General features: G+C 70.7%; 9 protein-coding genes and 3 pseudogenes. 8 read left to right on the top strand and 4 right to left on the bottom strand.

Going from position 1 to position 17,295, the window contains the following annotated elements; genetic code table 11:
• Window positions 1-318 precede the first annotated feature (318 nt).
• The 3 genes and pseudogenes from OG689_RS43640 to OG689_RS43630 form a co-directional block, all read left to right on the top strand.
• Window positions 319-1,206 (top strand): annotated as a pseudogene (locus OG689_RS43640) (alkaline phosphatase family protein); the annotation flags it as partial.
• Complete coding sequence (locus tag OG689_RS43635; protein ID WP_266329168.1) at window positions 1,192-1,875, top strand: discoidin domain-containing protein; 684 nt, start codon at window positions 1,192-1,194, stop codon at window positions 1,873-1,875. The pseudogene OG689_RS43640 and the gene OG689_RS43635, both read left to right, overlap by 15 nt.
• Before the next feature lie 382 nt (window positions 1,876-2,257).
• Entirely contained in the window at window positions 2,258-5,158 is a 2,901-nt protein-coding gene (locus tag OG689_RS43630; protein WP_266329116.1) for an AAA family ATPase, read from the top strand.
• A 411-nt stretch (window positions 5,159-5,569) separates the two neighbouring features.
• Here the strand turns inward: OG689_RS43630 and OG689_RS43625 are convergent, their stop codons facing one another.
• From OG689_RS43625 to OG689_RS43615, 3 genes are all read right to left on the bottom strand, one after another.
• Window positions 5,570-7,744, bottom strand: coding sequence for a M4 family metallopeptidase (locus OG689_RS43625; protein ID WP_266329115.1), 2,175 nt, complete (start codon window positions 7,742-7,744; stop codon window positions 5,570-5,572).
• Between the two features lie 212 nt (window positions 7,745-7,956).
• Complete coding sequence (locus tag OG689_RS43620; RefSeq protein ID WP_266329114.1) at window positions 7,957-8,814, bottom strand: hypothetical protein; 858 nt, start codon at window positions 8,812-8,814, stop codon at window positions 7,957-7,959.
• A gap of 300 nt (window positions 8,815-9,114) precedes the next feature.
• On the bottom strand, window positions 9,115-9,270 hold the full coding sequence (locus OG689_RS43615) for a hypothetical protein (protein ID WP_266329113.1): 156 nt from the start codon (window positions 9,268-9,270) through the stop codon (window positions 9,115-9,117).
• A 1,220-nt stretch (window positions 9,271-10,490) separates the two neighbouring features.
• Between OG689_RS43615 and OG689_RS43610 the strand changes: the two genes are divergently transcribed.
• The 4 genes from OG689_RS43610 to OG689_RS43595 all read left to right on the top strand — a co-directional run bounded on the left by OG689_RS43610 (window position 10,491) and on the right by OG689_RS43595 (window position 16,077).
• On the top strand, window positions 10,491-11,168 hold the full coding sequence (locus tag OG689_RS43610; protein WP_266329112.1) for an ROK family transcriptional regulator: 678 nt from the start codon (window positions 10,491-10,493) through the stop codon (window positions 11,166-11,168).
• 14 nt (window positions 11,169-11,182) lie between these two features.
• Window positions 11,183-11,368, top strand: coding sequence for a hypothetical protein (locus tag OG689_RS43605; RefSeq protein ID WP_266329110.1), 186 nt, complete (start codon window positions 11,183-11,185; stop codon window positions 11,366-11,368).
• 8 nt (window positions 11,369-11,376) lie between these two features.
• Window positions 11,377-12,990, top strand: coding sequence for a beta-N-acetylhexosaminidase (locus OG689_RS43600; protein ID WP_266329108.1), 1,614 nt, complete (start codon window positions 11,377-11,379; stop codon window positions 12,988-12,990).
• Between the two features lie 207 nt (window positions 12,991-13,197).
• Entirely contained in the window at window positions 13,198-16,077 is a 2,880-nt protein-coding gene (locus OG689_RS43595) for a discoidin domain-containing protein (protein WP_266329106.1), read from the top strand.
• 111 nt (window positions 16,078-16,188) lie between these two features.
• Here the strand turns inward: OG689_RS43595 and OG689_RS43590 are convergent.
• Window positions 16,189-16,600: pseudogene (locus tag OG689_RS43590) on the bottom strand (3-oxoadipyl-CoA thiolase); the annotation flags it as partial.
• Window positions 16,601-16,763: 163 nt separating this feature from the next.
• On the opposite strand from OG689_RS43590, the pseudogene OG689_RS43585 reads away from it, so the two are divergent.
• A pseudogene (locus tag OG689_RS43585) lies at window positions 16,764-17,093 on the top strand (transcription termination factor Rho); the annotation flags it as partial.
• Between the last annotated feature and the right edge of the window lie 202 nt (window positions 17,094-17,295).

Genomic DNA, 17,295 nt, shown 5'->3' with positions numbered 1-17,295 from the left:
TGCCTTGGCAATCTGGAAGGCACAGATCCGTTCCAAGTATTCGGTGCGTGCGCCGAATACGAGGATCACTGTTCATGTCGCGAGGTCTCGCCGCATGCGGCGAGACCTTCTGAGCTGTGGATATACAAGTGGCAGATTTTTCTCGGCGAGAATCTTCCCCGCGTCCCAGGATCAGTACGAATTCATGGGAGCGTGTACGACTTACGTTTTCTTTGGAAATGGCAGATTCGCATGGTGTTTCCCTTCGACGCCTTACATTCAGGGGTGCTCATTACGAAGGATGGAAACATCATTCGCCTTTCCGAGGAGTTCGCGGACGTGACTACCGTTCGGCCCCCGAAGCCCACCCGGCGCACCTTCACCGCCCTCGCGAGCGCGGTGGCCCTCTCCGCCGGATCGCTCGGCGCCTGGGCCGCCACCGGCGGCACCGCCCAGGCTGCAACCCTTCCGGCCCCGGACCACATCGTGGTCGTGGTGATGGAGAACCACGCCTATTCGCAGGTCGTCGACAGCGCCAGCGCGCCGTACATCAACAACACCCTCAAGGCCGGTGGGGCCAGCCTCACCCAGTCGTACGGCATCACCCACCCCAGCGAACCCAACTACTACCAGCTGTTCTCGGGCTCCAACCAGGGCCGCACCGACGACAGCTGCGTGTCCGTCGGCTCGATGTCCGCGCCGAACCTGGCCTCCGAACTGATCGCCGCCGGCAAGACCTGGGCAAGCTACAACGAGGGCCTGCCCAGCCAGGGGTCGACCGTGTGCAGCAGCGGCGACTACGCACAGAAGCACAACCCGTGGTTCGGCTTCAACAACGTGCCAACCAGCACGGCGAAGACCATGACCCAGTTCCCGACCACCGACTTCGCCTCACTGCCGAAGGTCTCCTTCGTCGTCCCGGACCTCTGCAACGACATGCACGACTGCTCGGTCGGCACCGGCGACAGCTGGATCCAGAACAACCTGGGCGCCTACGCGACCTGGGCCAAGGCCCACAACAGCCTGCTCGTCGTCACCTTCGACGAAGACAATCGCCTCTCCGGCAACCGAATCCCGACCGTCTTCTACGGCGCAAATGTCACCCCCGGCAGCTCCACCGCCACCACCTACAACCACTACAACATGCTGCGCACCCTGGAGGACCTGGCCGGCCTGACCAGCCACGCAGGCAACGCCGCGACCGCCACCGACATCACCGGCATCTGGACCACCGAAACCGGCAACACCGTCACCGTCACCAACCCCGGCGCCCGAAGCACGAATCCCGGCACCGTCATCAGCCCGGTCCAGGTCAGCGCCACCGACTCCGCCGCCGGCCAGACCCTCACCTACACCGCCACCGGCCTGCCCGCCGGCCTGACCATCAACTCCGCCACCGGCCAGATCACCGGCACCCCGGTCAGCGTCGGCTCCGCCAGTGTCACCGTGACCGCCACCGACACCACCGGCGCCTCCGGCTTCGCCACCTTCACCTGGACCGTCACCGGCAGCGACCTGGCTCTGGGCCGGCCGACCACCGCCTTCTCCACCGAGGCCGGCACCCTCGGCGCCACTCTCGCCACCGACGGCAACCCCGCGACCCGCTGGGCCAGCGCCTACTCCGACCCGCAGTGGCTGCAGGTCGACCTCGGCAGTACCAAGTCCGTCAAGGAGGTCAAGCTGACCTGGGAGGCCGCCTACGGAAAGGCCTACCAGATCCAGACCTCCAACGACGGAAGCACCTGGACCACCATCTTCTCGACCACCACCGGCGACGGCGGCACCGACGACCTCACCGGCCTCACCGGCTCCGGCCGCTACATCCGGATGAACGGCACCACCCGCGGCACCTCCTACGGCTACTCGCTCTGGTCCTTCCAGGTGTACAGCTGGTAGGGATTCAGGAGCATCCTCATGGCCCGACGCGCCCGAGCGGCGGTTCCGCAAACCTCCCGTGAACGAGGGATCACGTAGGCGCGCGGACCCCGATCCGTCCGAGCGGAACGCCACACCCGCACAACAGCTCCGGTGGTTCGGGGCGTCCCTCACAGGACGCCCCGAACCGCCGGATTTCGCCATGTACCCAGGCCGGCCTCCTCACCCCGTCACCCACACCTCCGACAGGAACCGGCGCCCGGGATCAGCCCTGGTCGCATCGCACCCGCCCCCGGCCCCGCCCCAGTCACCTCATCCGCACATTGGCAGGGAAGCCGGCGGCGACTACGTTGGGATCCGGAGGGGCGCGAGCAAGGGCTGTGCCGCCCCTTGGAGGCCGGCTGTGGCAGTAGACCGTGATTCCGACGCCGCTTCGGGACGGGGTTTCGCCTGGGTCGGCCGGCGCCGGGAACTGGATCTCCTGCTCACCGTGCTGGAGATCCCGCCGGCCGTGGTGCTGGTGGAGGGCGAGCCCGGCGTGGGCAAGTCCCGCCTGATCCACGAAGCCACCCTCGCCCTGACCAGGCGCGGGGTGCGCGTGGTCACCGGACTGTGCCACCCGCTACGTGAACCACTGCCGTTCGGCCCGGTCCTGGACGCCCTGAGCGACACCACCGACTGGCTGCCCCCTCCCGAGCGCCTCAACCCGCAGGCCGGCGCACTGGCGCCGCTGCTACCCGCGCTCGCCCACCGGTTGCCCCCCACCGCGGCGCCGCTGCAGGACGTACGCGCCGGACGCTTCCAACTGATGGGCGCGGTGCGCTCCGTACTCGACGCCGTCGGCCCCGTCGTCCTGGTCGTGGAAGACCTGCACTGGGCGGACGAAGCCACCCGCGAACTGCTCCTGCTCCTCGCCCGTGACCTGCCCAAACGGCTCGGCCTGGTGCTCACCTACCGCGGAGAGGACCTCTCCGACGACACCCCCGTCCTCGGCGCTCCCTACCGCCGCCCGCCGGGAACCGGCGGCGCGGACATCCACCTCGGCCCCCTCACCGAGAACGAGGTGCACGAGCTCGCCGCCACCGTCCTCGGCCCACGCGTGAGTACGGCCCTGAGCCGGACCCTGTTCGAACGCAGCGCGGGCCTGCCCCTCGTCGTGGAGGAGGACCTCCTCACCCTCACCGCGCAGCCGCGCCCGCGCCACCTTTATCACGGCCCTCCGGTGGACGACGTGGCGGTGCTGGCGGAAGCGGAGGTCCCCCGGGGACTGCGCGAAGCGGTGGCCTCGCGCATGGCGACCTTGTCCGACTCCGCTGTCGCCCTGGTGGAAGCCGCCGCCGTCCTCGCCGTCCCCGCCGACCAGCACCTGCTCACCGATGTCGCCCGCATCGACCCCGACCGGGCCGGCCCGGCGCTCACCGAAGCCCTGCGGGCCACCGTCCTCCGCGAAGGCACCGCTGGTCACTACACCTTCCGCCACGCACTCGCCCAGCAGGCCGTCCACCGGGGCATCCTCGGCCCTCGCCGCCTCGATCTGCACCGTCAAGCCGTCCGGGCACTCTCCTCCGCCCCCTCGCCTCCCCTGGTCCAGATCGCCCATCACACCCGCGCCCTCGGCGACACCGCGGCCTGGCTGCGTCAGGCGGAAGCCGCCGCCGACCAGGCCATCGCGCTGGGCGACGACGGCACGGCCGCCACCCTCATCCACGAGATCCTCGCCCAGCCCCGTCTGGAGGGTGACCTGCGCACCCGCGCCGCCCTGGCGCTGTCCCGGATCGCCGTCAACGGTGTCGACTACACCACCGGCGCCACCGCGCTGCGCCGCATCCTCTCCGCTTCCCACCTGCCGGCTGCTGCGCGCGGCGAGGTCCGCCTCGCTCTCGGCCTGCTCATGGTCAACCAGGGAGGCGACACGGAGGGCGGCGAACGCGAGCTGGAGCGGGCGATCGAGGAACTCACCGTCCGGCCCGACGTGGCCGCCCGCGCGATGGTCGCCCTCGCCGTGAACCCGAGCCGGCCCCCGCGGGAGGTGCAGGCGTGGATGGCGCGTGCCGAGGACGCCGTCCACGACAGCCCCAACCGTGGCGCGCGTGCCGCCGTCCACGCCACCCGTCTCACGCTGATGGCCAGGGCCAACGACGCGGCCGTCCGGGACCTCGTCGAGCGGCTGCCCCGCGACGACGCCGATCCCGAAGTCCTGCGCCAGAGCGCCCGCGCCCTCTTCAACGTCGGCTACTACTCCCTCGCGACCGGGCACGACCGCCAAGCGGAAGCCCTGCTGCGGGAGAGCCTCGACCTCGCCCGACGGCTGGGTACGGCTCCGCTCATCGAGTCCTGCAGTGCCAGCCAACTGCTGCGGCTGGACTGGATGGCGGGCCGCTGGGAGCACCTGGAGGAGGACCATGCGACCCTCCTTGCGCGCTATCCCGACAACGCCGACATCCTGATGGAGGCCTGCCTGGGCCGTGGAGCCGTGGCTGCGGTCCGCGGGCAGTGGGAGCTTGCCCTGGAGCACCTCCGGCACGCCGCCCGCCTCGGGGAAACGGCCCTGGAGGCTGACTGCGCCCTGCGTGCGGCGACCGCCATCAGCACCATCCACATTCACCGCGGGCAGCCGCAGGAGGCCTGGGCGGTGGCCCGTTCCGCTCTGGAGAAGCTGCGCGGCACGTCCGACTGGGGGCAGTCCTCCCTCTTCATTGCGGCTGCCGTCAATGCTGCGCTCGCCGACGGTCATCCCGAGGCCGCGCAGGACATCGTCGCCGAGGCCGAAGAGGCCCTGGAGGGTGAGGACGCCCCTGTTCTCCGCGCAGTCCTCGCCTACAGCCGCGGTCGGATTCTGCTGTACGGCGGCGACGGTGCCGGCGCCGCCGAATCCCTCGACCGTGCCCGCCGCATCCTCACCGCCATGGGCCGCCCCTACTACGCCTCCCTCGCCCTCGAACTCACCGCACTCGCCCTCACCCCCGCCGACCCGGACGCCGCCGCCCGCCACCTCACCGACGCTGTCACCGTCTTCACCGCCCTCGGTGCCACCGCCGACGCCGCCCGCTGCCAACAGCACCTGCGCACACTCGGCCTGGGCCGCCCGGCACCGCGTGGCCGGCGCGGCTACGGCGATCGCCTCTCCCCCCGCGAGACCCAGGTCGCCCGGCTCCTCGCCACTGGCGCCTCCAACAAGGACATCGCCCAAGCCCTCTCCCTCTCGCCCCGCACCGTCGAGCAACACGTCGCCAGGACGCTCAAGAAGCTCCACACCACCCGCGACGACGTCCCCGGCCCCCACACCGCCGTCGACAGTCCCTGAGGGGACAACCCTCGCGGCGAGCCGTCCGGGGCGACGATCCGGCCGAAGTCACTCGGCACGATCCGTCCGCTACCGCCCGTCCACTGCCGGACGGCGGCAGGACGGCGGGGGAGCGGTCCACGGTGGCGGTGTCGCGAAGAGGGGGCGAGCAGTGGGGAGGACGAGGCCATGTGCGGCGATCAGCCCGGCGCCGACGGGTACGGGCCGTGCCGGAAACGACGTACGCCGCCCGGAGGGGGCGTGGGCCTCGACTACTGCCGTGCGGGGAGGAGCCCGAACGCCCCTTGCCTTGACGGGCGTGGTGTCGGCGAACGCAACGCCGTGAAGGCGGCAATGACGCTCATGGCGGGCGAGGACGGCCCGAGCGGGGGCCTGCAGTTCCCCGCACGGGCCGCCGGTCGTTGGTGCGGATCAGCCGGTGGTGACCGCGGTGTCGTCGATAAGGAAGCTGGTTCTGAGGCCGGCGTCCTCGGTGCCGGTGAACCTGATCGTGACGGTCTTGCCTTTGAAGGCAGACAGGTCGAGCGTGCGCTGGACGTAGCCGGTGGTGGCGTCCGCGTTGGAGTAGGTGGCCAGGGTGGTCGTGGTGGTGCCGGTGACGACCTGGACCTTGAGGGTGTCGTAGGCGGTGGTTCCGAACTCCTCGGTGGTGATCTTCCCCCAGAAGCTGAGCCTGGCGGCGGTGGCGGCGGCCGGAACGGCCACCGCCTGGGAGGCGGTGTCGGTGTGTGCGGTGCCGTAGCCGTCCAGCCAGGCGTAGAAGGAGCCGGAGTGCGGGGTGGCGCCGGTGCCGTTGGTGATGACGCCGGAGGTCGCGCTCCAGGAGGTGGTGCCGGACTCGAAGCCGGGGTTGAGCAGCAGGTTGCCGCTCGGCGTCGGGGTCGGCGTGGGTGTCGGGGTGCCGGCGCCGCAAGTGGTGCTGGTCGCGGCGACGTTTACGGCGCTCCAGGCCTTCTCCACGGTGGCGCACTCGGTGCTGCCGGCTCCGTAAAGGTCCTTGGCGGCCTTGACGGTGGCGGTGCGGGCGCCCGGGTAGTCGGTGTTGGAGACCATGTAGGCCGACAGTGCCCGGTACCAGATCTTGGTGGACTTGTCGTTGCCGATGCCGGCGACGTCGGAGGTGTTGCAGGTCGGGCTGTTGCCCCACTGGGACTGGCCGGAGCCGGCCGCGAGCAGGTAGAAGAAGTGGTTGCCCACGCCCGAGGAGTTGTGCGGGTCCAGGTTCTTGGTGGTGGGCGACCAGCACCTGGCCGAGCGGCCGTCCTTGCTCGGATCGTCCATCCAGCGCAGCGGGGTGCCGTTGCCGTTGATGTCGATCTTCTCGCCGATCAGGTAGTCGGGTGCATCGGCCGGGTTGTTCGCGTTGAACTCGACCATCGTGCCCATGATGTCGGAGGTGGCCTCGTTCAGGCCGCCGGCGTCGCCGAAGTAGAGCAGGCCCGCGGTGGCGGCGGTGACGCCGTGGCTCATCTCGTGGCCGGCCACGTCGATCTCGGTGAACGGCTTCGAGCCCACCGCTCCGTCGCCGTAGACCATCGAGAAGCTGTCGTCGTCCCACCCGGCGTTCCCGTAGTTGGTGCCGTAGTGCACGAAGGAACGGGCGCCGACGCCGTCGTTCTTGATGCCGTTGCGGCCCAGCACGTTCTTGTAGAAGTCCCAGGTGGCCTGGATGCCGTAGTGGGCGTCCACGGCGACGGTGGCGCGGTCACCGAGGGTGCCGTCGCCCCAGGTGTTGTCGGCGTCGGTGAAGGCGCTGCCCCAGCCGGCGGGCGGGGAGTCGTGGAGGACGGTCTTGTTCTGGGCGTCGCGGGTCTCTCCGTTGCCGCGGTCGGGGTCGACGAGGGTGTAGCCGGCGGCGGAGCCGGTGGTGGACAGCGTGACGGCGCCGACCTGATAGCCCCTTCCGGCGCCGGACGCGGCGACCGTGGCGGTCAGGGCGGTGCCGCCAGCGGCGGGCCCGGTGTGGACACCCTCGGGCAGGAAGGTCGAGTAGGTGTCCCAACTCTGCCCGACGGCACCGGTCCTGGCGTCCACCAGGACGTGCAGGTGGCTCGGCGACTGGTCGGCGGCAGTGCCGTGGACGACGACCTCCCAGACCAGCTTCGGGGCGGCGCCCAGGGCGTCGACCGTCAGCGTGGCGGTGGTGCTGTCCTTGGTACCCCTGAAGAGGGGGGCGGCGGAAGTGACCGCCTCCTTGCCGGTGACCGAGGGGGTCACAGACAGGCTGAGCGGGGCCCGGAGGCTGAGGGTGACGGCGTCGAGCTGGCCACCGGGGCCGGAGTGGACGAGCACGTCACCTCCCAGGACCGGCAGGCCGTCGTAGCTGCGGTCGAAGTGGACGTGCCGGGTGCCGCCGGCGTCCACCTGCACGCTGCGGGCCCGGAACGTGTCGTGGGAGCCGGCCAGGACCGCCTGGGGGTGGGCGGTGACCTGGTCGGTCGCATCCTGGAGGGCTTGGGCGTCGGAGGGCTTGGGCTGCACGGCTGCCGAAGCGGCGGGGGCGGCGGACGCACTGACGCCCGTGCCGACTATCGCGAGGCTGCCGACCACGAGGGCCAGCGAGCCGACAAGGAGGGTTCGCTTCATAGTGCGACAGCGTGGCGGTGCGGCCATGTCCGCGTCACGCGTCCCTGCCGCTGTTGAATTACAGATTCGACGTCTCAAGTCCCCTTCAAGGGGGCGGCGTTCGACCATCAGGGGAGCCCGGGGTCTTCGCTGTTCCGCACCGTCGGGCCGCCCAGGTTCCACACGGCCGAGGGCAGAGCGCGAGGTGCTGGCCGCCGCGATCCGGCAATGCGTCACGGGTTCCAGCGGATGCCGTGGAAGCCCGGCGGTACGTCGTAGTCCGCCAGGTGCACCCGGCCGTCGATGACGCGCAACGTCGCCACGTCCTTGTGCGGGGAGCCGCCGTCCAGCTGCCAGACCCGGTACGCCTGGTCGACGCCGGTGCCAGGCGCGAAGCGGACCGTCAGGTCGAGGCGCTGCCCGGCGCGGCGAAACCACCAGCCGTGACAGGGCTCCGGCCGACCGGCCGTGAGGTGGTACTCCAACGCGAAGGTCTCACCCGCGCCGAGCGGGGCCCACAGCAGCTCGGCGGCTACCAGGGCGGCCTCCGGATCGGTGCGCACCCGGCCGAGACGGCAGTCGCGGCCGGCCCGGATCTCGGGCAGTGCGCCGCTGCCGCGTGTGAGCACCACATGCCGGTCCACTTCGGGGCGGCGGGCGCGGACGACGAGGCGGACCGTCGCCGTGGACCCGGTACGGGTCACCGTCACATCCTCCTGAACGGCGAGGACATCCAGTCCGTCGTCGACCGGTTCGTCGAACAGGGCCCGCAGACGCAGGGCCTGCCACAATGGCGCGCCCTGGGCCCCGGGTGGCCTGGCGGCGCGGCCGCCCCGGACGGGTACGTCCAGCAGGCGGCCGAGGGTCCCACCGGGCAGGTCGAGCACGGCCTCCAGTACCGCCACGACGTGCAGACTGTCCGGCCGGCGTGGGCGGCTGACTCCGCGCTGCCAGTTGCTGAGAGTGGAGATGCTGACGGACAGGCCGCGGGCAGCCAGCCGATCACGAAGGCGCTCCAGACCAAGACCCCGAGCAGCGATCGCCGAGCGCAGCACCGTGTGGAACGGGCCGGCTGTGAAAACGTCATCCATACGCGGCGAGAACTCCCCGATCGTCAGAGACTGACGGGCTTCGAGCGTCCCGGCTTCCACCCGTCCGAAAGGAACCCTGATCTGTACCGTTTCTGTCGAGGGCAGCCGCAGAACCCGCCCCCCGCCCCCGCCCCACCAACGACATCCGCCGAGTCGTGGTGCTCACAGGCGGGGCTCGAATCAGCCGCTTCGGTCAGGTGATCCGCAGGACGGCACCTTGGGCCTGTTGCGTCATGCTGTGGATCCTTTGACGGAGCCGTCGCACATCGAGCCCGACGCAGGTGCTGGTCTTTCCCGGCGTCAGCGGTGCATGCAGTTCGCGTAGTCGGTGAGCTCCCAACCGAGGCGGGTCAGCTGCTTCCGCTCCAGGTCGAGGTGCCATGCAGGTACCTGCGAGGAGTTGCTGCCCAGGGTGACCGCCGGAACGAGGCCGACCAGACGGTGGTGCCATCTCATGGGGGCGCCCTGAGACTGATGGACGGCAATGCTTGAATCTGCTTGATCAATGGACCTTATGAGCAATTTCAAGCAAACGGTGACAGTTGACGCATCCATAGTCAAGGTCTCGTTCGACACGAAATCGATCCGGAACGCGGCTCGGGGTTACATGAGTTGCGTCGACCGGTTGCCTGGCATACAGGTCGGACCACTCCGGGGAAGGTCGCGGCGATCCGAACGCCGTGCTCGGTCAGGTACCAGGCCATCAGCCGTCCGGCCTGCGGGAGGACGACGCTCTCCACCAGGCCCTCCTTGTGCAACCGGCGAAGCCGCCGGCGCATCTGGCTCTGTCTCGTAATCGGTGGTAGCGCTGTGTGAGGCGACCCCGTGCTGCGCACGTCCGCGTGCATCGAGCAGGCCCGCGCCCCGAAGGGCGCGGGCCTGCTCCTGACGTTGGTCGTACTGGACGCAGGATCGTCCAGGCACCGCCCCGAAGCCGCAGGCACCAGCCCGCTCCCGCTCCCGCCGCCGCCGGAAAGGTGCCCACGGGACACGTGGGTACCGCTGCCGGCCTGCGTGGCCTGGTAGTTGGACCGGCCGACGCAGCCGCCGTACTCATAGTTGGCCGTCGACGCGCCGATCAGCCCGCCCGCGTCGGTGCTCGTCGGCCCGCCGAAGACGACGTCCGCGCGGGGCATGGCCGAGTAACTGTCGATGCCGAGGTAGTACTCGACGAAGCGCCCTGCCACCCCTTCAGGTTGCCGCTCCCGCTGGGCACGGTGGACGTGCCGATGTGGGTGGACGCACAGACGACGTGCGCGACGTCGGCGATGCCGCCGCTGCCCGCGGGGAGTGGACGGTCGAGTACGGCCCGGAGGGCGGTGGGCAGCGCGCCGGTGGCGGCGCTTGCGGCCGCGCCCGACAGGACGGTGCGGCGGCTGATGCGGGAGGAGGGGGCACGGGGCTGACTCCTCGCGGTCGGCTGTTCTCTCGACGACGGGCAAGGTGGGGGCGCCGGGGGACCGGGGTAGCCAACGTAGTTGATCAAAGGTGCACTCTTCATGGGCCTATCGAGCAGCTTTGCGCAAACTGTGCTGGCGGCGACGGCCCGTGTCAAGGGGAACTCGCAATCGGGGCCGGGGGCTTGACAGTCGCCGGTCGGGACGTCGAGCATTCGTGGCACATTAACTAAGGCCACCTAAGAAAAAACGGCTTCCAGTCAGCGAAGGAGGTGCCCCGTGGGTTCCGCCCGTTCCGCGCCCACCGAGTCGATCCGTCCGCCGCGCGGCCTGTTCGACCTGGCACCGGGAACGCGTCCCCCCGCCGGACGGACCAAGGCGCAGACCCAGGAAAACCGCCCGCACAACCGCGCGCTGCTGCTGGCGGCGCTGTTCCACGACGGCGCGATGAGCCGGGCCGACCTGGTGCGGGCTTCCGGCCTGACCGCGCCGACGGTCTCGGCGCTGATCGCCGAACTGCAGGCCGACGCGCTGGTCGCGGAGACCGGGCCCGACGTGCGGGCGCAGCGGCGGCTCGGCAAGCCGTCCGTGCTGATGGAGATCCAGGACGGCTCCGCGCACCTGGTGGCGCTCGACCTCTCGCACGCCGAGCACTTCCGCGGCGCGCTGCTGAACCTGCGAGGTGAAGTGGTCGAGCGAGCGCGGCTGCCGATTGGCGACGCGCTCGCGGACCGGGCCGCTGACCTGGTCGAGCAACTGGCCGCAGACCTGGTCACCCGAGCGCCCGGCCGGGTCGCCAGCCCCGGCATCGTCGACGACCAGGGCGTCATCTGGCAGGCGGCACACCTGGGCTGGCACGACCTGCCGATGGCACGGCGGCTGTCCGACCGCTCGTCGCCCCTGGTGTCGTCGCCTCCAGGGTCTTCGCGTTCATCACGGCGTGGAACGACTACCTGATCGCCTTCACCTTCATGAAGAACCAGGACCACTACACCCTGCCCGTGTGGCTGGCCTCCTTCAGCACGCCCACCACCGGCACCGACTTCAGCGGACAGATGGCCGGCTCGGTCGTCTTCTCCCTCCCGGTCGTCGTCTTCTTCCTGCTCGTGCAGCGCAAGCTCGTCTCCGGCGTCTCCGCCGGCGCGGTGAAAGGCTGAACCACCCCATGCTGCTGCCCCGCCCCGCCTCACTCAGGATCGGCACCGGCGAGTTCCTCCTCGACGAGACCACCGCCATCACGGCCCACCACGAGCTCATCGCGACCGCCGTGTGGCTCCAGGGCGCACTGCGTCCCGCCACCGGACTTCCCCTCCCCCTCGACCCCGCCGCCCGGCACCCGATCAGCCTGGGCCTGCGCGCGGACCTCGCGCCCGAGGCGTACCGCCTCACCGTCACCGACGCGAGCGCGCTGATCGAGGGCGGCGCCCCGGCCGGCGTCTTCCGCGGCTGCCAGTCCCTGCTCCAACTGCTGCCGCCGGTGATCCAACGCCGCGCCCGGGTGCCCGGACAGCGCTGGGCACTGCCGGCCGTGACGGTCGAGGACGCGCCGAAGTTCCACTGGCGGGGCGTCATGCTCGACGTCGCCCGGCACTTCATGCCCAAGCGGGACCTGCTCCGGTTCGTCGACCTGCTCGCGCTGCACCGCCTCAACGTGCTGCACCTGCACCTGAGCGATGACCAGGGCTGGCGGGTGGAGATCCGCCGCCACCCGAGGCTGACGGAGGTCGGCTCCTGGCGCCGCGAGTCCCAGCTCGGTGCGGCCGAGGACGCCCCCGGCGACGGCCGGCCGCACGGCGGCTACTACACCCAGGACGACATCCGCGAGATCGTCGGCTACGCCGCCGAACGGCACATTACCGTCGTGCCCGAGATCGACGTTCCCGGCCACACCCAGGCCGCCATCGCCGCCTATCCCGAACTCGGGCTCCCCGGTGAGGCGTTGGAGGTCCGCACCCGCTGGGGGATCAACCCGAACATCCTCAACGCGGAGGAGAGCACCGTCGACTTCTTCCGCGGCGTCCTCGACGAGATCATCGAACTGTTCCCCAGCCCCCACATCGGCCTCGGCGGCGACGAATGCCCCAAGGACCACTGGCGCGCGGACGATCGCACCCAGGAACTGATGCGGCAGCGGGGACTGACGGACGAGAGCGGACTGCAGGCCTGGTTCATCGAGCGTCTCGGCACGCACCTGTCCCAGCACGGCCGACGGGTCTTCGGCTGGGACGAGATCCTGGAGGGCCCCGTATCCGCCGGGACCGTCGTCGCCTCCTGGCGCGGCATGACCGGAGCCCGCACCGCGGCCCGCCGCGGCTACGACGTCGTCTCCTGCCCCGACGACCAGGTCCACCTCGACTACCGGCAGTCCGAACACCCGGATGAGCCGATCCCCTTCGCCGTCCCCCTCACCCTCGAGGACGCCTACGGCTTCGACCCCGTGCCCGACGGCCTCACACCCGAGGAGGCGGCCCGCGTCATCGGCGGACAGGCCAACATCTGGACCGAGCACATGGACTCCCCGCGCAGCGTCGACTACTACGCCTTCCCCCGCCTGTGCGCCATCGCCGAAGCCCTCTGGAGTACCGGAGAACGCGACGTCGCCGACTTCCGCACCCGCCTCGCCGCGCACCTGCTCCGGCTGGACGCCCTCGGCGTGGAGTACCGGCGAGCGGACGGGCCGCTGCCCTGGCAGCGCCGGCCCGGTGTCCCCGGCAGGCCCGCGGAGCGGACCGAGTGGGCCGCGTTCATCGACGAACTCGTGGCCCACATCAAGGACTGAGCGCATTCGCGCCCGCCCGGCGCAGTGTCCCCACCTCCCGAGAACGCCACCTCCTACGCCAGCGACCAGCACCCCGCCCGCCGAAACAGCCTTCGACGGCAAGAGAGCACGGGCGCCGAACTAGCCGGTGGAAGCAGGACCTGACCCGTGCGACAGACGGGTCAGCATCCCCCACGTGCACCACCTCTGATCGGAGGAGCACCACCCATGAGATCCCCAACCCCGCACGCCGCACGCCTCGGCTCGGCCGTACGCCGTGCCACGGCACTGGCCGTCACCGCCCTCCTCGCCGGTGCCGCAACGGTCGGCGCGCCCGCCACGGCGTCGGCCACGCCCCCGAGCGCCACCTACACGGTCACGGTCGGATCGAGCGGCTCCTTCCCGTTCGGGACGGACAGCCCCGCCACCCCGTACATCGACAAGGACGGCACCTTCTACTTCCAGGAGTCCTTCTCGCAGTACGACGACGCGAGCTCCCCCAACCACTACTGGCAGTTCTACAGCGGCACCAACTTCGACACCGCCTCGAAGAACACCGCCATCAGCAACGCGGCCAACCCCGCCAACCCCCAGGACAGCAACGCCAACACGGTCTGGCGCTGCAACAACAGCCCGACCGGCGTGACCGCGACCGCCGGCAGCGGCTACTCGCTGCCCAACTACTGCGACCTGATCGGCACCTGGGTCGACCCGGACACCGGCAACTGGTACGGCCTGGTGCACAACGAGTTCACCGGCAGCCCGTTCGGCGACGGCCTGCACTACGACTCGATCGACTACGCCGTCTCCACCAACCAGGGCAAGCTCTGGACGATCACCGGCCACGCCATCACCTCCCCCTACAGCACCCTACGCAACGACACCACCGCGTTCCCGAACCAGACCTACGCCTACGGCGACGGCGACCCGCGGCTCTTCGTCGACCAGGCCTCCGGCTACTTCTACGTGGGCTACAGCACCCGGATCGTGCCCAAGAGCGGCGCCGGCGGCAGCACCGACTGGCTGACCCACATCGCCCGCGCGCCGATGTCCGGAAAGATGGCGACCGGCACCTGGCAGAAGTGGTACAACGGCTCCTGGTCCCAGCCCGGAGTGGGGGGCCTGGAGAGCAACCTGGTCCCCGCCACCGCCGCCAACCCCAACGGCTACACGCCCATCGCCAAGGACTACAACCCGGCCAACACCGGCAACGTCGACCAGCAGATCGCCGCCGGGACGCTGCCCCCCAGCTCACCCCTGGCCGTCATGAACATCTCCTACAGCGCCTACCTCGGCCTGTACATCGCCACGCCCCAGTCGGACCAGTCCAGCAACAAGCCCCAGCAGTTCTACGTCACCGACGACCTGTCGACCCAGAAGTGGTACCTGGCCGCCGACTCCGGCAGCCACACCCAGGCCTCGTGGTACCGCTGGCTGGTCGACGGTGCGAACGCCACCAACTCCACCATCCTCGGCAAGACCTTCCGCTACTACTGCGTCATCGAGTGCGGGAGCTTCGGCGGATACACCGACATCACGCTCGGCTCGTCGTCCCCGGCCCTCCCGCCGGTCGACACCTCCAAGACCTACGTGATCGGCAACGGATCCGGCCAGGTCCTGGCCCAGGTCTCCGGTAGCAACGCGACCACGTCCGCAGCGGCCAACGGGTCGACCCTGCAATCCTGGTCCTTCACCGGCAATGGCGACGGATCCTTCACCGTCACCAACGCCGCCACCGGGCAGGCCCTGGGCGTCAACTCGTCCTCCACGGCGAACCGGGCCTGGGGCACCGCGCCGACCGCCACCACCATGTCCGGCAGCCCGACCGTCGGCCAGCAGTGGTTCGTCCTCAAGAACACCTCGCCCACCGGCACGTTCCGCCTCGTCAACCGCTACAGCGGCCTGGTGCTCGGCATGTCCTCGGTCTCCGGGCGGGTCGTCGAGACCACGCCGGCCCGCGCCTGGACCAACACCACCGGCAGCAGCGTCGGAGGCACCCGCACCGCCGCCGACCAGACCCTGACCCTCACCCCGACGGGCACGACCGGCACCGAGACCGTCACTGTCGTCAACCCCGGCACCCAGTCCAGCACGGTCGGCAGCGCGGCGTCGCTGCAGATCAGCGCCAGCGACTCCAAGGGCAACCCGCTGACCTACTCGGCCACCGGTCTGCCGGCCGGCCTCACCGTCAACCCGTCGACCGGGACGATCACCGGAACACCCACCGGCCCCGGCACCGGCACGGTCACCGTCACCGCGACCGCCACCAGCGGCACCGCCGGCAGCGCCTCCTTCACCTGGACCGTCACCCCGGCCGACCTCGCGCTGAACCGGCCGACCACGGCCTCGTCGGTCGAGTCCGGGACGGGGTTCACCGGGAACCTGGCCACCGACGGCAGCTCGGGGACGCGCTGGTCCAGCGCGGCGGCGGATCCGCAGTGGCTCCAGGTCGACCTGGGCTCCACGCGTCAGGTGTCCGAGGTGAAGCTGTCCTGGGAGGTGGCGTACGCCCGGGCCTTCCAGATCCAGACCTCGAACGACGGCGTCGCGTGGACGACGATCTACTCCACCACCACCGGTACCGGAGGAGTGCAGGACCTCACCGGCCTGTCCGGTTCGGGCCGCTACATCCGGCTGAACGCCACCGCACGCGGCACCGCCTACGGCTACTCCCTGTGGTCGTTCGAGGTGTACGGCAGCGGCGGGACACAGACCCCGGCCGACCTCGCGCTGAACCGGCCGACCACGGCCTCGTCGGTCGAGTCCGGGACGGGGTTCACCGCGAACCTGGCCACCGACGGCAGCTCGGGGACGCGCTGGTCCAGCGCGGCGGCGGATCCGCAGTGGCTCCAGGTCGACCTGGGCTCCACGCGTCAGGTGTCCGAGGTGAAGCTGTCCTGGGAGGTGGCGTACGCCCGGGCCTTCCAGATCCAGACCTCGAACGACGGCGTCGCGTGGACGACGATCTACTCCACCACCACCGGTACCGGAGGAGTGCAGGACCTCACCGGCCTGTCCGGTTCGGGCCGCTACATCCGGCTGAACGCCACCGCACGCGGCACCGCCTACGGCTACTCCCTGTGGTCGTTCGAGGTGTACGGAATCTGAACCGCAGCCCGGCCGGCCCCGGATCGCACCCGGCCGGCCGGGCCGTCCACGAACACCTCGATTCCGCGGGCAGCCATGGCGGTGACCGCAGGCGTGCCCCGTGGCGCGGGGTCAGTCGCGGTCGACGAGGACGGCGGTGCCGTGTCCGACGCCGACATGGTCGCCGAGCCCCGGCGGTCGCCGGCGCGCCGCATCGGGGGCCGTGGTGAGCAGATGGGCACCGGAGCCGCCCAGCGGGTGGCCCAGGGCGATCGCGCTGGTCTGGGGGTTGACCCTCTCCGTGGCGATGCCGAGCTCCCGGACGCAGGCCAGGGCACCTGGGCGGCGAAGGCCTCGTTGGACTCGGCGGTGTCCACGCCGGCCAGCGACCGGCCGGTGCGCCGGAGCACCCGCCGGACTGCGCGGATCTGCCCGATGCCCATCACGTCCGGGCGACCCCGGCGGCGCCGCCGACGTAGCGGCCGAGCGGCTCCAGGCCGAGCTCGTTCAGCCCCTCCTCGCCGACCAGCAGCAGGGCGGCGGCGTGGGACCGGATGCACCCCAGACTCGCCCACCACGGCCCCTGGCTAGAGCACGCGGAAGAGGAACTACCCGTCTTGCATGGCACGTTGGTGCAGTTGAAGGTCGAGCGCCTGCCGGGCGACCGGGACCCGAAGCCGGTCTGGCTGTGGTGTTCGGCCACCGCCGCCACCGCCCTGGTCGACACCGGCTCCCGCATGGACGACCTGATCTTCGAAGAGTTCAAGAGCACCGGCAACATGGAGCTGCGCCTGGACCGCCGCCTCGCGGACAAGCGCATCTTCCCGGCCGTCGACGTCCGCGCGTCCGGCACCCGCCGCGAGGAACTCCTCCTCGGCCCCGCCCGCACCTCCGCCACCTGGACACTGCGCCGGGTCCTCAGCGGCCTGGACACCCAGCCTGCCACCGAGCTGCTCCTCGATCGGTTGAAGCGAACCGAAAGCAACTCCGACCTCCTCCGCCAGGTGATCGCCAAGTCGCCCACCCGCGCAGCATGATCGGTCGGGAAGCCGCCGACCGGAGTGGCCGCGCGGGCAGAGGTCGACCGGGACTGCGGAGGTCACGCCGGGAGCGTGGACCACGAAGAGCTGCACAGCCGACAGGAACCCAACCGGGGCGGGGCCCGCTACCGGCGACCACCTTCCCCCGGTCACCTACCATCGAGGCAGCTCTCGACCCGGGTTGCCAGCTACGTGGCAT

It is taken from the genome of Kitasatospora sp. NBC_00240 (assembly GCF_026342405.1).
Taxonomy (GTDB): Bacteria; Actinomycetota; Actinomycetes; order Streptomycetales; family Streptomycetaceae; genus Kitasatospora.
The sequence above is the reverse complement of the archived record's forward strand: the minus strand, read 5'-3'. Positions and strand labels throughout refer to the sequence as shown.

What these genes read in the sequence shown, in the direction of transcription:
- OG689_RS43625 (WP_266329115.1), bottom strand. Translation starts at nt 7,744, where the DNA reads ATGAAGCGAACCCTCCTTGTCGGCTCGCTGGCCCTCGTGGTCGGCAGC.
- OG689_RS43620 (WP_266329114.1), bottom strand. Translation starts at nt 8,814, where the DNA reads ATGGATGACGTTTTCACAGCCGGCCCGTTCCACACGGTGCTGCGCTCG.
- OG689_RS43615 (WP_266329113.1), bottom strand. Translation starts at nt 9,270, where the DNA reads ATGAGATGGCACCACCGTCTGGTCGGCCTCGTTCCGGCGGTCACCCTG.
- OG689_RS43605 (WP_266329110.1), top strand. Translation starts at nt 11,183, where the DNA reads ATGAAGAACCAGGACCACTACACCCTGCCCGTGTGGCTGGCCTCCTTC.
- OG689_RS43600 (WP_266329108.1), top strand. Translation starts at nt 11,377, where the DNA reads ATGCTGCTGCCCCGCCCCGCCTCACTCAGGATCGGCACCGGCGAGTTC.
- OG689_RS43595 (WP_266329106.1), top strand. Translation starts at nt 13,198, where the DNA reads ATGAGATCCCCAACCCCGCACGCCGCACGCCTCGGCTCGGCCGTACGC.